The following is a 19,139-nucleotide window of genomic DNA, read 5'->3' as shown; positions in this document are numbered from 1 at the left end:
GTCTGGTAGTTTTTTGGTTTAAACCATCAAAACAAAGAGTGGGATCCGGCTCAACCTTTTTCTTCATTAGGCTCACCCTATTTTACACCAACCTTTGAGACACTACCAAATGAAGTTGAAACTATCTTGGAAGATAGATGTTGGAACCTTAATGATCAACAGATAGGCATCTACAGGTTAACTTACGGTAACTCTCTAAAAATGGAAGCTGAATATAAGTATAGCTTTCATGATACATCAGGAGTATTCGAGCCTGATCCACATACAACCGATCCTATTGACGAAACTGAGGAAGGCGATACTGGCGTGGGTGATTACTACAATTACATTTTTGCTCATGCTGCAGCTTGTGGATATAGACCACCAGTTCAAGGGGCTCATTCAAACAAGTACGCTTGGCGTTGTGATGAAGGATTAGGTCACGTTGCAGGACTTGCATTATCAAACCCCAGATTTCGCTGGACAGTCCCAAATCATCGATATCCCAGATCAATAGGTAACGATCTTAAGTTCTACAGTGAAGCTATTAATTACAACAGATTGTATTTAACGGTTGCCATGAAATTCGATAGCCTTGCTGTCGGGGAAGAAGTTGCCACTATAAGGCTGAAAGTATTAAAGAATGTTTTAGATAACGACAACCAGTACATGGATTATACAATTGACCCCGATAATGATAAATATTACGAGTTTCAACTGCATCCTGTCAACCCAGAAGTAGGGACAACAATCTATAATAATGCTTATAGTAGCGTTCCGAGAGATGATGAAAAGTATGGAAGAAACATACTATTTGAGTACTACATTGAGTTTCCTGACCCTAATGTTCATAACAATACGGAATCTGATTATGACAGTCTGCTGGTCCGTAAAAATCCTGGAGATTACTTCCGCCATATAAATCCCGAAGTTTACTGGCATGGCAATGGACGAATGGAAATAGACTACATTGTCTTAGAAGACTATTATCATCGTCAAGCAAGGTTGAAGTTAAATGAGTCTCCCAATGTAGACATGGACATGTTAGCTATGATGGACGCAAGATTGGCACAGATAAGATCCCTCATGAACAGCAATAACATTCGTTACTTCTATACTAAAGATGAACCATTCCAGGGACAGTTTTCAATGTATGATAAAGTAGAGAGTTACTTGGAAAATAATTATGGCCTGGATAACCTGAAAATAATCACGGCAGTTAACCTTAATGATTGTAACATAATTAAACCAAATGGTAATCAATATAATCATTACCTAAATTTTTTGTCCCGGGCAAAACCCAAGACCATTGCAGTGGATGCTTATCCTCTTCAGGAATGGAACAAGAATGAACTTATCCAATGGAACAATGAAATTGATTCGTTGTCAGTACAGAAATTGATAGATAATATAGTAACAAATACATACAAGAAGATAGCTAAGGCAGTCAGGCACAACATCAAACCAACTGTTAGGGAAACTGAAATTGTCTACATACCCCAAATATTCGGGGAGTTTGTCGTAGACTCATCAGATGATGTTGACTATTGGAGATATTTTAAGCCCCCCAGGAGTATGAATAAGTGCCTACAGCTCTTACCCCTCTGTTATTCGGCAGATGGCATTTTGGATTATGTCCTTCTTGCCGGTGATGACCCACATGGAGAAACTGGTTCACAATATCGTATTCTGGCGCCTTTAAAATATTCACTTGGCTACAATAACATACGCGTTCCAGATGATGACTCATCTTTTGAAAACTTGACAGAAGCAAACAGTAAAATTGCTGTATATGGACCCTGTTTAAAAAAACTCCATTGGATTGATGCAGACTGCTTGATGACCAATGGTGGCAGTGAAGGAGTTGCTGTAAGTCCTTTCTTATTAGATGATCTTAGGGTGCTTGGTCCCGATTCTCCATCTGGTGAATGTAACCCTACGCTTCCATGGATCTTCTATGATGGCTTTGTGCAATGCGGTTACTACAATGATGACCAACTTTCTCCAAGTTTTATGTTGGTCAACCGCCGTGCTGTTAAACGAATTGAAAACGAAAACACAGTCGTACAACTGCCTGTGGATAGTAACTTTCAAGATGTACCCAGTCAAACTGTAGTTTTTGTACCTTCTATAGAAGCAGAAGGTCATTTTGGAACTCATATATGTTTATTTGATCCTTATGATGGACAGGTGTTTAGAAAGGAGGGAACAGACATTAGAGTGAGTATAGGCCCAGGCGACGGTAAACTGCTTGAGATGTGCGGCACTCTTCCTCAAGAGGTATCGGTGAACTCTATTTTATCAAATAAATCGGTAATAACTGGTACTGTAAGCATTCTGCACGGTGTCAATGTTGTAACTGATAGCGGCACAACAACAAGAATACTAAGCAATTCTGTGATAAATGTAGGGGATGGTGCGTCATATACGTTACGAGGTGATGTTATCATAGAAGATGGGGCTAGCATCATTGTATCTCAGAATGGCAGCCTGATACTTGACAATGCCGTATGTACATGGGGTCAAGGTTCAAAAATCGAAGTAAATGGAGGGTTACTTACTATTAATGGTGGATCAATGAATAATTATGATAGTTCACCCAGATGGGCAGGTATTCGGGTAAATGAATCAAGCCTGGTTACTATCAACAATGCCATCATTTCAAACGCGGATTACCATACAGTGATCAATTCCAACCTGTTTATCTCCAATAGCTGCTTTAATATTCCAGAGAATTCATGGGGACTGTTGCTCGAGAATAGAGTTACGGGATATCAGACTGAGATTGTCAGCACGGAAACCAACAGAGGGTTTTACGGAACATCGAATCAAACATCCAAAGGTATTCGTCTTGATAACATGAAAAACCCAGTTTACATCAGCAACATTGATTTTCAAAACCTGTCCTACGGGATATACAAATCTTCAATTCCTTGTGCTACAGATTCGATTTCAGAATGTCGCTATGTCAATTGCGATATAGGTATACAACTTTATAACAATAAAAATTACGCATATATCAAACAGTGTACCTTCACCAACACTCGGACAGGCAAACAAGGAACTGGAATGTATCTTATAGCCTCATCTCCGACTATATCCAAAAGCAACTTCCGTAATTTGGAACAAGGTATATTCACCGAGTGTTCTCTTCCCAGTGGCAACGATAATGAATCAAGTTTTTCCGAATCTAACTTTTACAAGTGTGAAATCGGAATTGAAAGCCTAATCTCTAATCATCGGTTGAATGCAAACTACTTCAATCGCAATAACTCAGGCATTGTCAATCATGCTGGCTCAAATCTGAACCTAAGTTACAATGCGAATAATGTCTTTATGAATCATAGTGACAATATCGTTTTCTACGATACCATGCCCTATGAATCTACGATTCAGCTATTCACTGGACACAACGATTTCTATCATCTTTCAGATAATTCCACGGGTATTAATGCCATAGATTTCAGCTTCGATTCCAACTATTATGACTTCCCAGTAACTCCAGACTTCAAAATCGACGCCAGTAAAAACTGGTTCCAGGACAATCAGGTCACTTTTAATGATCCAGCCTATGTTGACTATGTCTATATAGACAGATATGATCCATCACCTTCCATGCCAGCACCGCCTCATGAAGGTGACAGACTTTTCATAGCTCTCGGGTATGAGTCTCAGGAAATGTACGAGTTGGCAGCACTAACCTACAAATCTATCATCGATGAACAATTAGAAGAAGAGAAAACATACGTAACGACTGCTATCGACGGCTTGTATCGCAGCACAATGATGATTCCTAATCCAGATTTTGAACTGACAGACTATTTCGACACAAAAGCTATTCAATACGCTATTGATAATCCAAGCCTAAGTGCCCTCATCAAGGAATACCTGACTAAAGTATTCGTGCTTAATAAGGACTTCCAGGCTGCCGTTGATCTCATTCAACTTCGCATTGACAACCCTGTCAGTGAACTTGATTCGTTAAGAGCTGTTTTGGGTTTGGAAATTGTACTTCAACTGGCGGCAATGGAGGATGATAAGCGTCCGCTTACGACTAAATATACCCAATATCAGTATCCAGATATACATGTGTTTGATGTGATGCATAGAGAAAATTGGGAAAAATACAACCGAGTTTTACATCAAAACGATCCGGAATATGTGTCTAATATTGCACCGATTCCTCTAATCCAAAGTAATTACCCAAATCCGTTCAACCCTTCAACAACGATAGTATTCAGTATCCCCGAGACCGAGAAAGTCATAGTGTCTATCTACAATATTAAAGGTCAGAAAATAAAGGACTTGCTCAATACTGAAATGAAGCGTGGTAATCATAGGCTGGTTTGGGACGGTAAGGACTCAAACAATTGTTATGTGGGTTCCGGTATCTACCTTATCAAGCTGGAATCGGGAGGCAAAACCTCGATTCGGAAGGCAATGCTTATGAAGTAGCAGGATAATCCCATCTATAATGAACGAGCCCGAATGATATGATTTGGGCTCGTTTTCATAAAACATATTATATGCTGTTTCTGCACTTCCCAAAACCTTTGCGTAATACTAAATAGAACCGCATATCAGAATAGACTCAGGATAAAAGAATAGACTCTGAATAAATTGAATCCGATTCTTCACCTTACCCAAAGGATTATGTACTTAAATTTTTGACAAGTTTCCGCAATGAGCTGATCTGATCGAATCAGGGCAAGTGAAAATCATGCTGGTGTAAAAAATGGGGGAATGCCAGAACCAGCTTTTGCTTGACACGAACGGCCTCTGAAACTTTTTGAAACACAATTAATCTTTCCAAGGAGCTTTTCCATTGATGGAAAACCATCGGCTCGACAAGCATCCGATCCTCTCCGTCCCGGAGCGGGAGGATGTTCTTTTCACTTTCAACGGCAAGCCCCTCACCGCCAAGCAGGGTGAGATGATCTCCTCCGCTCTCATTGCGAACGGGATCAGCGTTTTTGGCCATCACCACAAGGACGGCAGCGCCCAGGGCATTTTCTGCGCCAACGGCCAGTGTGCCAAATGCACAGTTATCGCAAACGGCGTGGCCGTGAAATCCTGCATGACCCTGGTCACCCCCGGAATGGAGGTCCGTTCCGCAGAAGGCCTGCCCGCCTTGCCGGAAAGCCCTGTCATTGTGCAGCGTCCCGCCATCGAACAGGTCGCCTGCGAGGTTCTGATCATCGGCGGAGGCCCTTCCGGACTTGCCGCGGCCATCGAACTGGGCAAACACGGCATCGATACTTTACTTATCGACGAAAAACACACCCTGGGCGGCAAACTGGTTTTGCAGACCCATAAATTCTTCGGCAGCGAGGAAGACAGCCACGCCGGAGTGCGCGGACACGACATCGGCAAGCTTCTGGCCGCCGAGGTGGCTACCCATCCCTCTGTGAAGATCTGGCTGAACAGCACCGCCCTCTTCATTTTCAGCGACAAAAAGGTTGGCATCCTCAAGGATGGCATTTACAAGATAATTTCACCCCAGAGGATTCTGAACGCCGCCGGGGCCAGGGAAAAGTTCCTCCGCTTCACCGGCAACAATCTGGCCCGGATTTACGGAGCGGGCGCTTTTCAGACCCTGGTGAACCGCGACCTCATCCGCCCCACCAACCGGCTCTTCATAATCGGTGGCGGCAACGTCGGCCTCATCGCCGGCTATCATGCCCTGCAAGCCGGAATCGAGGTGGTAGGCTTGGCTGAAGCCATGCCCCGATGCGGAGGCTACAAAGTCCACACGGACAAGCTCAAGCGTCTCGGCGTGCCCATCTACACTTCCCACAGCATCCTCAGCGCCAATGGCACCGAAACCGTGGAGAGCGTAACCATCGCCGAGGTGGATGATAAGTTCCGGATTAAGCCCGGCACGGAAAAGAGCTTCGCCTGCGATACCATCCTGATCGCCGTGGGCCTCGATTCGCTTTCCGAATTCACCCAGGAAGCCATGGAAGCCGGAATTCCGGTTTACGCTGCCGGAGACGCGCTGGAAATCGCGGAAGCTTCCTCCGCCATGTTCAACGGTAAAATCGCCGGACTCACAATCGCCAAAGACTGCGGCCACGAGGAAATCGGGCCTGTTCCAGCGGACTGGCTTGCCAAAGCCGAGGTGCTCAAATCCCATCCCGGCCAAATCAAAGGCTACCAGCAGGGCCTGCCGGAAAGCGGTGTTTTCCCCGTTATCCACTGCCTTCAGGAAATCCCCTGCAACCCCTGCACAACGGTCTGTCCCACAAATTCCATCCGCACCGAGGACGGCAGCCTGCTGTCCCTGCCAATTTACGACGGCGCATGCATCGGCTGCAACAAATGCCTGCTGATCTGCCCCGGCCTGGCCATCACGCTGGTTGATTTCCGCCAGGATCCGGAAAACCCCACCGTCACCGTTCCCTACGAAATTATCAACCTGACCAAACAAACTGGCGACACCATAGAACTTGTGGATATCGACGGCAATCCGTTGGGTGAATATCCTATAAACGCCGTTCTGGACATGCCAAACCGTCATACCCAACTGATAAAGGTAAAGGTCCCGAAGGCCATCGCCAAACGCGTCGCCTCCTTCAGGGCGCAACCCGCGGAAGTCGGCCAAGCCCTGCCCCAGCTGGTGATTCCGGAGAAGTTGGCTGACGATTCCATGATTTGCCTCTGCGAAAGGGTGAGCGTGGGCGAAGTGCGCCGCCTCATCCAAAGCGGCATCACCAACCTCAACCAGATCAAAGCCATCACCCGCGCGGGCATGGGGCCCTGTGGCGCCAAAACCTGCGATACCCTCATCCGGGGCCTCCTGCGCGAAGAGGGCATCCCGGTGGAAAATGTGGTCCCAAACACCAAACGCCCCGTTTTCGTGGAAGTTCCGCTGGATAAGTTTCCTGATGGAGGCAGCGATGAGTAAAAGCTATGACATCGTGATCATCGGAGCTGGCTCTATTGGAGTTCCAGCCGCTCTGGAGCTTGCCTCCAAAGGCCTGAAGGTGCTGGTTCTGGAAGCTGAAAGCGCCCCCGGGCAGGGCAACAATAAAAAAGCCATCGGCGGCGTGAGGGCCACCCACAGCGATTTTGGCAAGATGAGCGTTTGCCTGCGCTCCATCCAGATCCTGAGCGGTTGGAAGGAACAATACGGCGAAGACATCGGCTGGATGAGCAACGGCTACAGCTATCCCGCCTACACCGAAGCGGACGAAAAGATACTCAAGGACCTGATGCGGGTCCAGCTTGGATTCGGCCTGCACATACGCTGGGTCGGCCCGCAGGAATACAACGAACTGGTGCCTGGCATCAACATGGACGGCCTGCGCGGTTCCACCTATTCAGCAGAGGACGGAAGCTGTTCGTCCTTGTTGACGGGTTCCGCTTACTATTTCCATGCCCTCAGAGCCGGAGTGGACTTCCGTTTCGGCGAAAAGGTGCTGGGCTTCGAAATGTCCGGCGATAGAATTGCCAAAGTTCGCACCGACAAAGACAGCTACACGGCTGGAACCGTGATCAACGCCGCGGGCAACCACGCCCGGGAAATTGGCGCCATGGCCGGGCTCGATCTGCCCGTGCATCCAGACAACCATGAAGCGGGAATCACTGAACCCGTCGCCCCCTTCATGGGTCCGATGGTGGTGGACATGCGCAAGCGCCCCGGCTCTGCCAACTTCTACTTTTACCAGAATCACGAAGGGCAGGTGGTTTTCTGCATCACCCCCGATCCACCCGTCCTGGGCATCGACAACCGCAGCACCTCCAAGTTTCTGCCCCTCTGCAGCAAACGCATGCTGGAAGTCTATCCCCGCCTCAGGCATCTGAAAGTGCGCCGCACCTGGCGTGGACAGTATCCCATGACCCCTGACGGTTTCCCCATCGTGGGCAGGGTGGGCGCCAACCTTGTCAACGCCGTGGGCATGTGCGGCCAGGGATTCATGCTGGGCCCCGGACTGGCAGAACTGCTCGCCCGAATCTGCCTGGATGAACTCACTCCCGAAGACCTCCGCGAACTGGAGAGCTTTGATCCTAACCGTGATTTCAGTGGCATGGAAGCCTTCAAATAGGGCTCTCCGCGAGGCTTTACTGGTCCTTAGCGGTCGCGTCCATCCCTCTCCCCCGCCTCCCGCGAGATACTCGCATCGAATGCGGCTATTATACAGGAGGCGCGCAAGTGACTAAAGACAAGGCCTTAACGGCCAAATGAAAAAGAGCGGCCGGATTGGGCCGCTCTGTGCTATTATCTGGCTCTGTTACTTGCTTACTTTCTGATGCGTCCTGTTAGCTTGCGGAAAATATCCAGGGGTTGCTCCTGCTTTTCTTCTTTTTCGGGCTTCTCCTTTTCGTTGGGCTTGGCTTTCTCAACCGAGCCGCTCTTTCCGTTGCTGGGAGTAGAATTAGGTTTGACTTTTTCAGTTTTGTCGTTGTTCCCGACGCTGGGAATGTAAATCGGCTTCTGTTTTTCCACTTTGATGCCGCCACCGGTGTTTCCGCTCGGACGGGATTTCTCGGTAGAAACACTGCCCGGAGTGGGGTAGTTGCCCCCGCTACCGAAACCGCCACTGGGAGGGGTGTATCCGCCGCTGCCGGGATCGGAACCGTGACTGCCGCCATGTCCGTCGCCGGGAGGGGTGATTCCGGAATCGTTTCCGCCTCCACCTCCGCCATGACTACCGGGATGGCCTCCGCTACCTCCGTGGCTGCCAGGATGTCCTCCACCACCGGGAGGGTTGACCCCTCCGCCGCCATGGCTGCCGGGATATCCGGGATGGCCGCCGTGACCACCGCCGGGAGGGGGACTGGGAGGAGTCCAGCCTGGAGGATGAGGCAGATAGCCGCCGGGAGGGGGCGGATACCAATAGTAGCCTGGATAGTAATAATAATACACGGGGCGGGGCCGGTAGTAGTTGTAGGCATAATAGTTGCAGATATTGATGTAGCTACCACCCCTGTCGCGTTTAAGCCGGAAATTGAAGACCGTGGGATAATCCAGGGCCATCCTCTGGCTCGAGTAAAGGAAAGGCACAAACAGATCCTTTTCGATGGGAATGTAACCTTCCTTGCTGATGATAACCCTGATCACGCGGCCGGGGATGCCTTCCCTTAGCTCCATGTATTCATCCATGAAGACCGGATAGACGGGACTGGGCGTGGAACAAAGGTAGAGGTCTATCTCGGAAAGGTTCACGTCCGCGCCCTTGGGCGAGGTTTTGATCTGAAACGCGCCATAAAGGTCATAGGCGCTTAACAGGCCCGCAGTTAGAAGCAGGCAGACGACGAGCAATAATCTGGTTTTCATTTTTTCCTCCCTTGGGAGTTATATTTCTATAGTTTATACAAGGCTAATCCCAAATCCTGCAAAAAAAGATCGTTTTAACATCTGGAAAACGAAGGGCGGAACCGCAGCAATCCAAGGCTGGGACAGATGAAACACGAACCACGCCAAGGATCGGTCACATAATAATCCGTTTTTAATAGATGCAATATTCAAGCCATAACTCCGTTTGTCAAGGGCAAAAAAAAGCCACCCCCGGGAGTTGGAGGTGGCTGTTGAGGGAGGTTGCGTGAGCAGCAGAGAGCTTCACACTCAGGGTCTGGGATGGCCGGCGTGTCCGCCGGAAGGTGGTTTGTGACCCGGTCCGTCATCGTCGTGGCCATGACCGCCATGGTTGTTTCCGTGTCCGGGTTTGGGTCTATGGCCGTGACCGTGACCGTGGCCATGCCAACCGTGACCATGTCCCGGGCCGGGCCAGGGATCGATAAAGTAATAATGGGTGTTGTGGTTCCAATGCGGCCAATGGGGATGGGGATGCATCGGCTGCCTCTGAAGGTCGAAATGGAAGACGGTGGGATTGCGCAGGGCATCCCATTGATACCTGGCGTTGTAGGGAACGAAGATTTGATAGCGTATCGGAATGTAGCCCGGTTTGGAGATCAGAAGGTCAAAAACACGGCCGGGAACGCCCCAGTTATAGGTCATGTATTGGTCCATTGTGATGGGGATGGCTTGGCTGGGAGTGGACCCCAGATATTGATTGGTACCATACAGAGTGATCGTGGCGCCTATTGGCTCGGTGTAGATCTGGAAAGCGCCGAAGATGTTCTGGGCGCTGAGCAGTCCGGCCATCAGGGTTAGGCAGGCGATCAAGATGAGTCTCGGTTTCATGTCTTCCTCCTTGGGATTGGATGATTCTACAGATAATACCTGCCCAGCCAAAAATCCTGCATACAAAAAACCGGCCTGAATACCAGGTTAAGGATTCGGGCGCGGTTTAACGTATTGTTGTTGTGGCGCTTAGAGGTTCTCGATATTTTTCAGGGCTTTGGGCGCGGTGGCGGTAGAAACGCCCTCCAGGGTCAGATAAGCCACCATCGGAGAACCGCTTGCATTCCCGGCTTCATCCACCCGGAAGAGCTGAACCGGGATGCGGATGGGAAGCTCGTTCTCATGGGAGATGAATTTGCCTTCGGCATCCTTCTGGAAGGGATTCTCATAGAGCCAGGCAAGGCCAATGGCGGCATTTCCGTCCTCCGTGTTCACATTCCGGCGTTTGGAACCGAGAGCCAAACGTTGCTCCAGTGATAGATTGGGGGAGTTGATGCTGGAAGTCACTGTGCCGAGGCAGATACCGTCCTTGAAAACCCGGCGGTTCGTGGCGATGCCTTCTGATACAAAGAGGATCAGGGCTTTGCGGGGATTAGCCGCGAAACCCTTTTCCAGAGCGGCCTTTCCCATAAAGTCCGGTTTGGTCATATCTACCGCAGCGTCGAAGAGCGGAGCGTGGATGGGATTGTGCTCAGGGTCATACTCGCTGCCCATCAGAGGCAGACCAAAGGGACCAGCGGAAATGCGGTTTTCATCACGGCCGCCAAGGCCAACCAGCAATCCGCCCAAATCCAAAGCCAGGCTCACGATCTTTTTAAAATCCTCCGCCGCATTGGCCACGGGCAGATAGAGTTCCCAGCCCCAACGATTGGTGTAGCCGGTGCGGCTAATCAGGTAGCGGGCACCGTTGCGCTCGAATTTATTGAAGGTGAAGAAGCTCATGTTCTTTTCCGGGTTATTGCGGTTTTTGAGCACTTCAGCGCCGTAAATCTGTTTGATAAGCTTGTAGGAGAGAGGGCCCTGGATGTCCACTTTCACCAACTGGTCTGAAATATCGGTGGCTTCCACCTCTTCCCCATCCAGTTTGCAGGCCATGATGCGGTCGATGTCAGCGATCAGTTCCTGGCCGTTCACATTGTCAGTGATGTCGTGACCGGCGTTGATCACGGCAATGAATTCCGTTTCCGAAAGGCGCATGAAGATCATGTCATCCTGCACTCCGCCTTGTTCGTTCAGCAGCAGGGTGTATTTGCATGCGCCGATCTTCATGTCGCTCATGCGGCCTGCCAGGGCACGGTCCAACAACGCGGGAGCGTCCTTTCCGGTGAAGAGGATCTGGCCCATATGATCGATGTTGTAGATAGCCAGATTGTTGATGGCGGCTGCCTCATCCAATACGGAGGTGAGGTAGTTCACCGCCATGCTGTATTCGCCAAAGTTGCTGCGTTTGATATCCTGGAGGGGCAGGCCCTTCTTTTGCGCCAACAGGGGCAGATACCAGTTTTCCTCTAGTTCGTAGAGAAAGGTCCTACGCGGCGTTGCCGGGAAATCGAATCCTAATTTAGCCATGTTTGACTCCTTGTATGTATTTTATATGTTATCTCTGAAAACTATGCGCCCGTCCAGCATGGTGAGCAGCGCCGACGCTTCCAGCCAGTAATCCGGAGGAAGTGCCGTGAAATCCCGCAGGACGATCAGGTCCGCCACCTTGCCCGGAGTGAGGGAACCTGTCCAGCCTTCCGCTCCGGATGCTTTCGCCGCGCCCAAGGTGTAGGCATAGATGGCCTCATGTGCGCTGATGCGCTGCTCCGGCAACCAGGATGGCTCACGCGGGTCCAGATTCTTTCTGCGTTCCACAGCGCTGTAGATGCCAGAGAAGGGACTGATCGTCTCGATGGGGGCGTCAGAACCGAAACTCACCGGTATGCCGGCGTCGAAGATTGACCTGAAACTATAGGCCTCGTTTTTTATCTGGCACCAGTGGTCTTCTATCATGTCCACATCGTTGGCCAAATGCACGGGCTGGATGGAGCAGCAGGCTCCGCATTCCTTCAATAGTGGGATATCCTGAGACCGGATGGACTGCAAATGCTCGATCCTGAAAGGGCTTGGGGGCTTTATTCCGCTTTGACGCAAGCGCAGCAGGGCCTGAATTACAGTGAACACAGCGCGGTCGCCGATGGCATGGACCAGGCAGGAAAATCCGTGTTCCGCGGCTTGTTTGGCCAGGGCAAAGATCTCTTCCTCGCTGTGGCGCAGGATGCCGCGATTGCCTTTTGAATGGGGATATTCTACGAAAATCGCACCTGTCTGTGAACCCAGGGAACCATCAGCAAAAAGCTTTAAGCCGCCCAGGCGAAGCCAGTTGTCGCCGCTGCCTGTGTGCTGGCCGGAATCCCGAATGCCAGGGAACTCATCCAGATAGAAATGACGGCAGACCCTCAGCAGCTGGCTTTGGGAGCAAAAAGCCTCCAAAACCCTGGCCCCGGCAGGGACTTCCATGCTGTGAACGCTCACCAGGCCAAGTTTGTGGATTTCTCGGGCAGCCTGCTCCAAACAGCGGAAGGTTTGCTCGTCGGAAAGCGGCTCGATGAACTTTTCCAGCCCTTCCGAAGCGGTTTCCACTAGAATCCCGGTTGGATGACCGGCATAATCCCTCTGGATCAGTCCCCCGGCGGGGTCCGGACTGTTAAATGTGATTCCGGCAGCTTTCAAGGCTGCTGAATTGCACCAGCGGCTGTGATAGTCTTTGCTGTATAGTGCTGTGGGGGTGTTGGGGAAAAGCTCGTCCAAAAGTTGGCGGTTCAGATACTGAGGCTCATCGATGATGTTCTTGTTCCAGCCTCCGCCAAGTATCCAACGCGGAAGTTCTGGATAATCCCTTCGATAGTTTTCCAAACGTTCACGGATCTCAGAGATGCTGGCACAGCCGGTCAGATTGATCTGTGTGCGGTTTTTGGCGTATTCTGTGAAATGGGTGTGAGTGTCGGTGAAAGCTGGCAGGAGCATGTTTCCACGCAGGTCGATGAGCTCGAAAGGTTCTTTGGAAAAGCGTTTGCATTCATCCAGACTGCCGATCGCAGCAATTTTGCCCCACGCCACCAGCAGCGAGGCGTTGAGCATCGCCCCGGGTGTTTCGCAGGTTAGAAGGCGTCCGTTAGTGAAGATATAGTTCATTAATTACAATCTCCAGTGCTGTTTCCAGCTTGGCTGGCGGCACAGCGATATTGATCCGCAGCCAGCCCTGTGAAACTGAACCGAACGCCCGTCCGGGAACGCAAATAACGCCTCTGGCCGCAAGGTGTTGGCAAACTTGCAGGTCGTCATCCGGAGTGCGCAGCATCAGATAAGGTCCGGCCGGGGGAGCCATAACTTTTTCCCTCCAGGGTTTCAGCCTGGTTAAAGCTAATTCGCGGCAGGCCTTCAACTGGTCCAAAACTTCCCGGGAGGCAGCCAACCCCTCGTCTGACAAAGCGTACATGGCAAGCTGCTGGGAAAGCCAATTGCTGCAGGTGGATACGTATTGCCGGGCTTTCACAACGGCCTCTGCCAGTTCCGGCGGCGCCAAGGTCCAACCAATCCTCCAGCCGCTCATGCAATGGGATTTGGAAATGCCGCCCAGTATAAAAAGACCAGCTGAGTGTCCGTAGAATTCAGGAACAGACCCAGTAAAAACAAGCCGATCGTAAATCCCGTCAACGATCATGACGATGCCGAGCTCAGCGCAGAGTTTTGCTAAGCGTTCAGCCTCCTCTTCAGAAAAGACATGACCGGCAGGATTGGATGGATGGCTAAAAACCAGAGCCTTCACATCCGCGGTTAACAGCTTGGCCCACAGCTCAAAATCCACACTTGAGAGATCACTTTCAAAAGGAAGTCTTATCACTTTGCATTCCAGCATCTTGGCGATGGCTAAATAGGCAGGATAATCCGGGTCCGGGATGGCTACGCAGTCACCGGGATTGAGCAGAGCAAGCATGCTTACGAACAAGGCTTCCTCCACTCCGTTGCAAACGCAGACGGAAGAAGCAGTGTAGTCGGGATGAAGTTTGGCTATGGCTTCCCGCAGCAGCGGAATTCCAGCGTTGGGAGTATAGACCGGGGTTTCAGTCCGTAGCAGTTCCAGCGCTTTGCCACGCAGAAACTCAGGCAGGGGAAATCCCAATTCACCCAAAGCCAGGTTGATGGCGTCGGGTGGCGCAGCCTGCATGATCCGCCGAATGAGGGATAACTCAACCCCTTGCAGGCGGTTGGCTTCAGTCAAAAACGGCACGCAGGTCCTGCTCGAGCTGCACGGCGTTGTCGGTCTTGGCGTCGCGGTATTTCACGATCACGGGGCAATAGACCTGAAAGCTGGGATCATTCTTCATTTGCCTACTTCCGGGAACAACCACGGCGCCTTCCGGCACGGTGAAAGAGCCGCCAGGGTCACGCTGGAGAAACTCCTGGCGCACTGAATCCCAGATTGGCGTGGAAGCCGTGATGATGGTTCCGGAGGCGATCACAGCCCGCTTCTGGACTAGAATGCCTTCGTAGATGCCAGTGTTGCCGCCGATGAAAGCGTCGTCCTCTATCACCACAGGGCGGGAACCGATGGGCTCAAGCACACCACCGATCATGGCCCCGGCTGAGAGATGGACATTTTTACCGATCTGCGCGCAAGACCCCACCAAGGCGTGGGAATCAACCAGGGTGCCGCTGTCCACATATGTCCCGATGTTGATGAAGGAAGGCGGCATCACCGCCACTCCGGGAGCAACGAAGCAGCCGCTGCGCGCGGAACTTCCTCCCGGCACCAGGCGCACTCGGTCCTTGAGTGTGAAAACCTTCTCCGGCAGGGTATCCTTGTCAAAAAAGCTCTTGCGTTCGCTCCAGGGGATTTCAGCAAGCTCGCCCATCCGAAAACCAATCAGGATGCCCATCTTGATCCACTGGTTCACTTTCCAGCCTTGTTCAGTAGGCTCGCAGGCCCTGATCCGTCCTTCGTTCAGAGCTTGGATGAAATCCTCGAAGAGGGACCTGTCCGCGGGAGTGTAACCCTCTGGCTTGTTGTTGTATAGGGCAATGATGGCGTCTTGCATGGTTTAACCCTCGCTGATGGCTTTTTTAAGCCGGTCCACTGCTTCGGCCAGGACCGACCTGGGGCAACCGAAATTCAGCCTTTGGAAGCCCGCGCCCTCGTCTCCGAATTTCAGCCCGGGATCGAGAGCCAGCCTCGCTTTGTTTACCAGCAGGTCCGCTATCGCCTTGTCTGAGAGGCCCAAAGCGCGAAAATCTATCCAAGCTAGATAGCATGCCTCCGGCTTGAGCATCTTCAACTGAGGAAGCTCTCTCTCGAAAGCATCAAGCAGAAAGGCCCGGTTCCCTTCCAGATAGGTCAGAAGCGCTTGCAGCCAGTCTTCCGAATCCCGGTAAGCGGCGATGGTGGCTTCGATGCCGAAGCTGTTGCCCATAAAGAGATGGTATTTCTCGATGGCGGAAGCCAAAGGCTGGCGCAGAGAAGGGTTCTTCACCAGCACCACCGAGGTGGCGAGTCCGGCCAGGTTGAAGGATTTGGCCGCTGACATACAGCAGATGGTGATATCCGCGAAATCATCCAAAGCCGCGATGGAAACGGCTTTGGCCCCGTCAAAGACCAGATCGGCGTGAATTTCGTCGCTGATCACAGTAACGCCGTGCTGACGGCAAAGCTGGCCCATTTTCCGCAGCTCCGCCTCGCTCCAGAGCCTGCCCACAGGATTGTGGGGGCTGCAGAGGATGAAAAGCTTCGCGCCTTTCAGCTTGCTTTCAAAATCGTCAAAATCAATCTCGTAGCGCCCATCCTTCAGCAGCAGCGGGGAAGTGAGCAAGACCCGCCCCTGATCCAAAGCCGCGTTGTGGAAAGGACGGTAAACCGGGGTTTGGATCAGAACTCCGTCGCCGGGCTCAGTCAGCACAGTGACCGCCAGACTTACAGCCGGCATCACTCCAGGCGTGGAAAGCATCCAGTCGCCGTCCGCCTTGTAGCCATACTGCTTTTCCACCCAGTTCAGAACCGTGTCGTAAAACACAGGCAGGCGCAGATTGTAGCCAAAGATGCCGTGATCGAGCCGCTTTTGCAAGGCTTCCATGATAGCTGGCGCCACGGGAAAATCCATGTCCGCCACCCAAAGCGAAATCAGATCGTCCCGCCCATAGATCATGTTCAGGCCGTCATACTTAAAGCAACCGCTGCCGCGCCGATTGGTAATCCGGTCAAAATCATAGCTCATTGTTCCACCTCGCTCTGCTTTTCCTTCATTCTGCGGATCACGCCCACCATCTTGTCCAGTTCGTCATTCAGCCTTGCCTGCGGGGCCAGGTCCGCGATGTTGTACATGATCTCCATCATCCTGGGAAACGAGGCGGGGCTTTTCAGCACACGCGTTTTCCCCCGGCGGTCGGTGAACTCCAGAAACATGTAATAGGTTATCACCTTGCGCAGTTCCATGCTGCTAATCTTTTCGTATTCGATGGGCACAGAGGGAAGCAACAAATAGCGGAACCAGAGGCATTCCGGGGTGAAAATAACTGAATTCAGCGTGGTGAAATGCCTGAAGAGAGCGTCCAGCGACACGAACAGCACCAGCAACGGAAGAACCTTCATCAGAAAAGGGCTGGTGGCGCGGATCACGGAGAACAGCACGAAAATGCAGTAGCCGGAGATAAGGATGTGGGCAACAATGCCCAAAACCCTGCTCAACACAGGCACCCGGTAACGGACGGGCATGCGCCCCCGAACGGAATTGATATTCAGCTCACGCGGCAAAGGTATTCCCTCCAAAGGCGGTTAACGCTTTCCAGGATAAAGCTGTCGGCTGGAACGGCATCGAAGTGGTTGTGGCGGTCGGGGTCGCCGTGGAAATCGCTTCCGGCAGTCATGTAGAGGCCGTTGTTCTGGCAAATCTCGGTATAGGCCTGGATTTGATACTGATAGTGGTCCGGATGCCAGACCTCAAGGCCGTCGATGCCCATGGCGATGAACTCCTCGATGTAACTTTCCTTTTCCAGCTTGCCCGGATGAGCGATAATCGCGAAGCCATCAGCTTCATGGATGACCCGGATCGCGTCTGGAACGGAGAATTCCGGCTTGGGCGAGAAGGCGGGTCGATCGTTTCCGATATATTTGTCGAAAGCTTCATTCTTGCTGGCCACATAACCCCGGTCCACCATGATTTGCGCGATATGCGGACGCACGATCAGTTCACGGCTTCCAGATATGGCAACCACTTCTTCGAGGGTGATTTCCATGCCCAGGTCGGCCAGTTTTTCAATCATCCGGACAGCCCGTTCGCGCCGGCCGATCAGATACATTTCCATCATCTCCACCAGAGAAGGCGAGGCCTGATTGACCCCGAAGGCGAGAACATGGACATCTGAGCCTTCATGTTGTGAACTGATCTCCATCCCTGGCAGGATCCGCAGCGGAGCTATGTCCTTTGGTAGCATCCGATAAGCGTCTGCGGTGTCGTGGTCTGTTATGGAGATCAGGTCCAGCCCGATTTGCTGGGCACGCCTGACCAGCTGTGCTGGACTGAGCAATCCATCTGAAACGTTGGTGTGCAAATGTAGATTGATGAGCTTGATGGGATCTATATTCTTAACTATCATAATCTCTTTTTCTATTGACGTATTTCTAGCTCCCCAAAAATCGTCAATGATTATTTTATGCCAAGTTCCCAGTCTGCTGGGAATGGAAAAGCGAACTATTGGAGTTTTGATGGAATACGATCCACTCAAAGACCGTGCCGCGAGTTTGATCAGGGTTTGGCCTGCCGCGCGCGTGTTTTTCTACCGCGTTCTGGATCTGCTGCTGCTGCGCCAGCGCTATGTGAAACGCGCCCTGCGCCAATACCTTCCCACCGACCGTGGATTCCGCTACTACGATGCCGGAGCCGGTTTCTGCCAGTATTCCTGGCATGTGTTGAAGAACTATCCCGCCGCCAAAGTCTTTGCCAACGATCTCAAACGTGATTACCTGGAGGATTTCTCCCGCTATGCTAAAAAGAGCTTCCCCGGCCGCTTTTCCTGGCAGCAGGCGGATTTGCAGACCTTCACACCGCGCAATTCCTATGGCCTGGCAACCGCGATCGACATTTTGGAACATATTCAGGACGATGAGGCCGTGCTACGCAATTTTAATGTAGCTTTGGCGGATGGCGGAATCCTGATCATCTCAACTCCCTCGGATACCGATGAGGCGGCCAAATTCACCTCTGAGCACGTTCGCCCCGGCTACAACAAGGCAGAGCTGGAAGACAAACTCCGCGCCTGCGGCTTCACCATCCTCGAAAGCATTTACAGCTACGGCACCTGGGGCAGCCTGGCCTGGCGCCTCCTACTGAAGCATCCACTAAAGTTGATTGCTCGAAGCAAGCTCATCCTGTTGGCCCTGCCAATATATTACCTGCTCGTCTTTCCCCTTGCGGAACTCCTTATGCGACTGGACCTTAAATCTTCCAACCCAACCGGAACCGGAATCATCGTCGTAGCTCAGAAACGTCTCTCTTCCGAACCGGACAGGTAAAGCCTCGAGACCGACAGAAACAATTACCCACCGATAATTCCCCTCAGTCAGGTCCTTAACCCTCTCGACCATCGCGCTCCAACGCCCCTCGCCATATCCCCGCATCAAATGCGGCGATTGTGCGGGAGGCAGGAAAATGATCTTAAAAAAGGCCTTAATGGCCTGATGACATCGCTTCGCTTACCAGTGGGTTTCCCGGCTACTTCGCAACCCTGCTAAAGACCGTTGAATAATGCACAGGCATTTGAATTGAGATGAATTCACCCTATTCCACATAAGCTTTTCTGACCCGACAGGTCTTTTTTGGTCTGTTTTGATTGTTTTTCCTCTCTAATGCCTTCTCAAGAGGCCCATTTTTTGGGTTTTCCCAAAATCCGGGCAGACCTATCCTATCTCAGGTTCGCAAAATCTTCAGGCCACGCTTGAGGTTGAAGGCTATGGCACCCATAAGCAGATAGTTCGAGGTGTTTTGCAAACCCATATAGATCGATCTGCTCCAGCCAAAGTGTTTCTTCAGGCCGCCAAAGC

The 19,139-nt window shown here is 51.4% G+C and carries 12 protein-coding genes and 1 pseudogene; 4 read left to right on the top strand and 9 right to left on the bottom strand.

Features of this window, described 5'->3' with window-relative positions:
- Window positions 1–126 precede the first annotated feature (126 nt).
- The 3 genes from GX466_00205 to GX466_00195 all read left to right on the top strand — a co-directional run bounded on the left by GX466_00205 (window position 127) and on the right by GX466_00195 (window position 8,027).
- Entirely contained in the window at window positions 127–4,434 is a 4,308-nt protein-coding gene (locus tag GX466_00205) for a T9SS type A sorting domain-containing protein (protein ID NLH92639.1), read from the top strand.
- A gap of 373 nt (window positions 4,435–4,807) precedes the next feature.
- Window positions 4,808–6,886 carry an FAD-dependent oxidoreductase gene (locus GX466_00200; GenBank protein NLH92638.1) on the top strand — a complete coding sequence of 693 codons (2,079 nt, stop codon included), beginning with the start codon at window positions 4,808–4,810 and terminating at the stop codon, window positions 6,884–6,886.
- Window positions 6,879–8,027, top strand: a complete 1,149-nt coding sequence (locus GX466_00195) for an FAD-binding oxidoreductase (protein ID NLH92637.1) — start codon at window positions 6,879–6,881, stop codon at window positions 8,025–8,027. The genes GX466_00200 and GX466_00195 overlap by 8 nt, the downstream gene beginning before the upstream one ends.
- 194 nt (window positions 8,028–8,221) lie before the next feature.
- Here GX466_00195 and GX466_00190 read toward each other — a convergent pair whose 3' ends face one another.
- The 9 genes and pseudogenes from GX466_00190 to GX466_00150 all read right to left on the bottom strand — a co-directional run bounded on the left by GX466_00190 (window position 8,222) and on the right by GX466_00150 (window position 17,695).
- Window positions 8,222–9,259, bottom strand: coding sequence for a hypothetical protein (locus GX466_00190; GenBank protein ID NLH92636.1), 1,038 nt, complete (start codon window positions 9,257–9,259; stop codon window positions 8,222–8,224).
- 351 nt (window positions 9,260–9,610) lie between these two features.
- A pseudogene (locus tag GX466_00185) lies at window positions 9,611–9,700 on the bottom strand (ferredoxin).
- 555 nt (window positions 9,701–10,255) lie between these two features.
- Window positions 10,256–11,635 (bottom strand): aminomethyl transferase family protein, encoded by a 1,380-nt coding sequence (locus tag GX466_00180; protein ID NLH92635.1) that lies wholly within the window; start codon window positions 11,633–11,635, stop codon window positions 10,256–10,258.
- A gap of 21 nt (window positions 11,636–11,656) precedes the next feature.
- The gene (locus GX466_00175; GenBank protein ID NLH92634.1) at window positions 11,657–13,243 is read right to left on the bottom strand and encodes an amidohydrolase; all 1,587 of its coding nucleotides are present in this window, start codon (window positions 13,241–13,243) and stop codon (window positions 11,657–11,659) included.
- On the bottom strand, window positions 13,224–14,339 hold the full coding sequence (locus GX466_00170; protein ID NLH92633.1) for a pyridoxal phosphate-dependent aminotransferase: 1,116 nt from the start codon (window positions 14,337–14,339) through the stop codon (window positions 13,224–13,226). The genes GX466_00175 and GX466_00170 overlap by 20 nt, the downstream gene beginning before the upstream one ends.
- Window positions 14,323–15,147, bottom strand: a complete 825-nt coding sequence (locus tag GX466_00165; GenBank protein ID NLH92632.1) for a 2,3,4,5-tetrahydropyridine-2,6-dicarboxylate N-succinyltransferase — start codon at window positions 15,145–15,147, stop codon at window positions 14,323–14,325. The genes GX466_00170 and GX466_00165 overlap by 17 nt, the downstream gene beginning before the upstream one ends.
- A gap of 3 nt (window positions 15,148–15,150) precedes the next feature.
- Window positions 15,151–16,317, bottom strand: coding sequence for a pyridoxal phosphate-dependent aminotransferase (locus GX466_00160; GenBank protein ID NLH92631.1), 1,167 nt, complete (start codon window positions 16,315–16,317; stop codon window positions 15,151–15,153).
- A complete protein-coding gene (locus GX466_00155) occupies window positions 16,314–16,853 on the bottom strand; it encodes a hypothetical protein (protein ID NLH92630.1) in 540 nt (179 codons plus the stop codon). Before GX466_00155 ends, GX466_00160 begins: the two co-directional genes overlap by 4 nt.
- Window positions 16,838–17,695, bottom strand: coding sequence for a PHP domain-containing protein (locus GX466_00150; protein NLH92629.1), 858 nt, complete (start codon window positions 17,693–17,695; stop codon window positions 16,838–16,840). The genes GX466_00155 and GX466_00150 overlap by 16 nt, the downstream gene beginning before the upstream one ends.
- Before the next feature lie 109 nt (window positions 17,696–17,804).
- On the opposite strand from GX466_00150, the gene GX466_00145 reads away from it, so the two are divergent.
- Complete coding sequence (locus GX466_00145) at window positions 17,805–18,611, top strand: methyltransferase domain-containing protein (GenBank protein NLH92628.1); 807 nt, start codon at window positions 17,805–17,807, stop codon at window positions 18,609–18,611.
- Window positions 18,612–19,139 lie beyond the last annotated feature (528 nt).

Source organism: Candidatus Cloacimonadota bacterium, from assembly GCA_012516855.1.
Classification (GTDB): domain Bacteria; phylum Cloacimonadota; class Cloacimonadia; order Cloacimonadales; family Cloacimonadaceae; genus Syntrophosphaera.
Note: the sequence above shows the minus strand (reverse complement) of the source record. Positions and strands in the feature narration are given on the sequence as shown.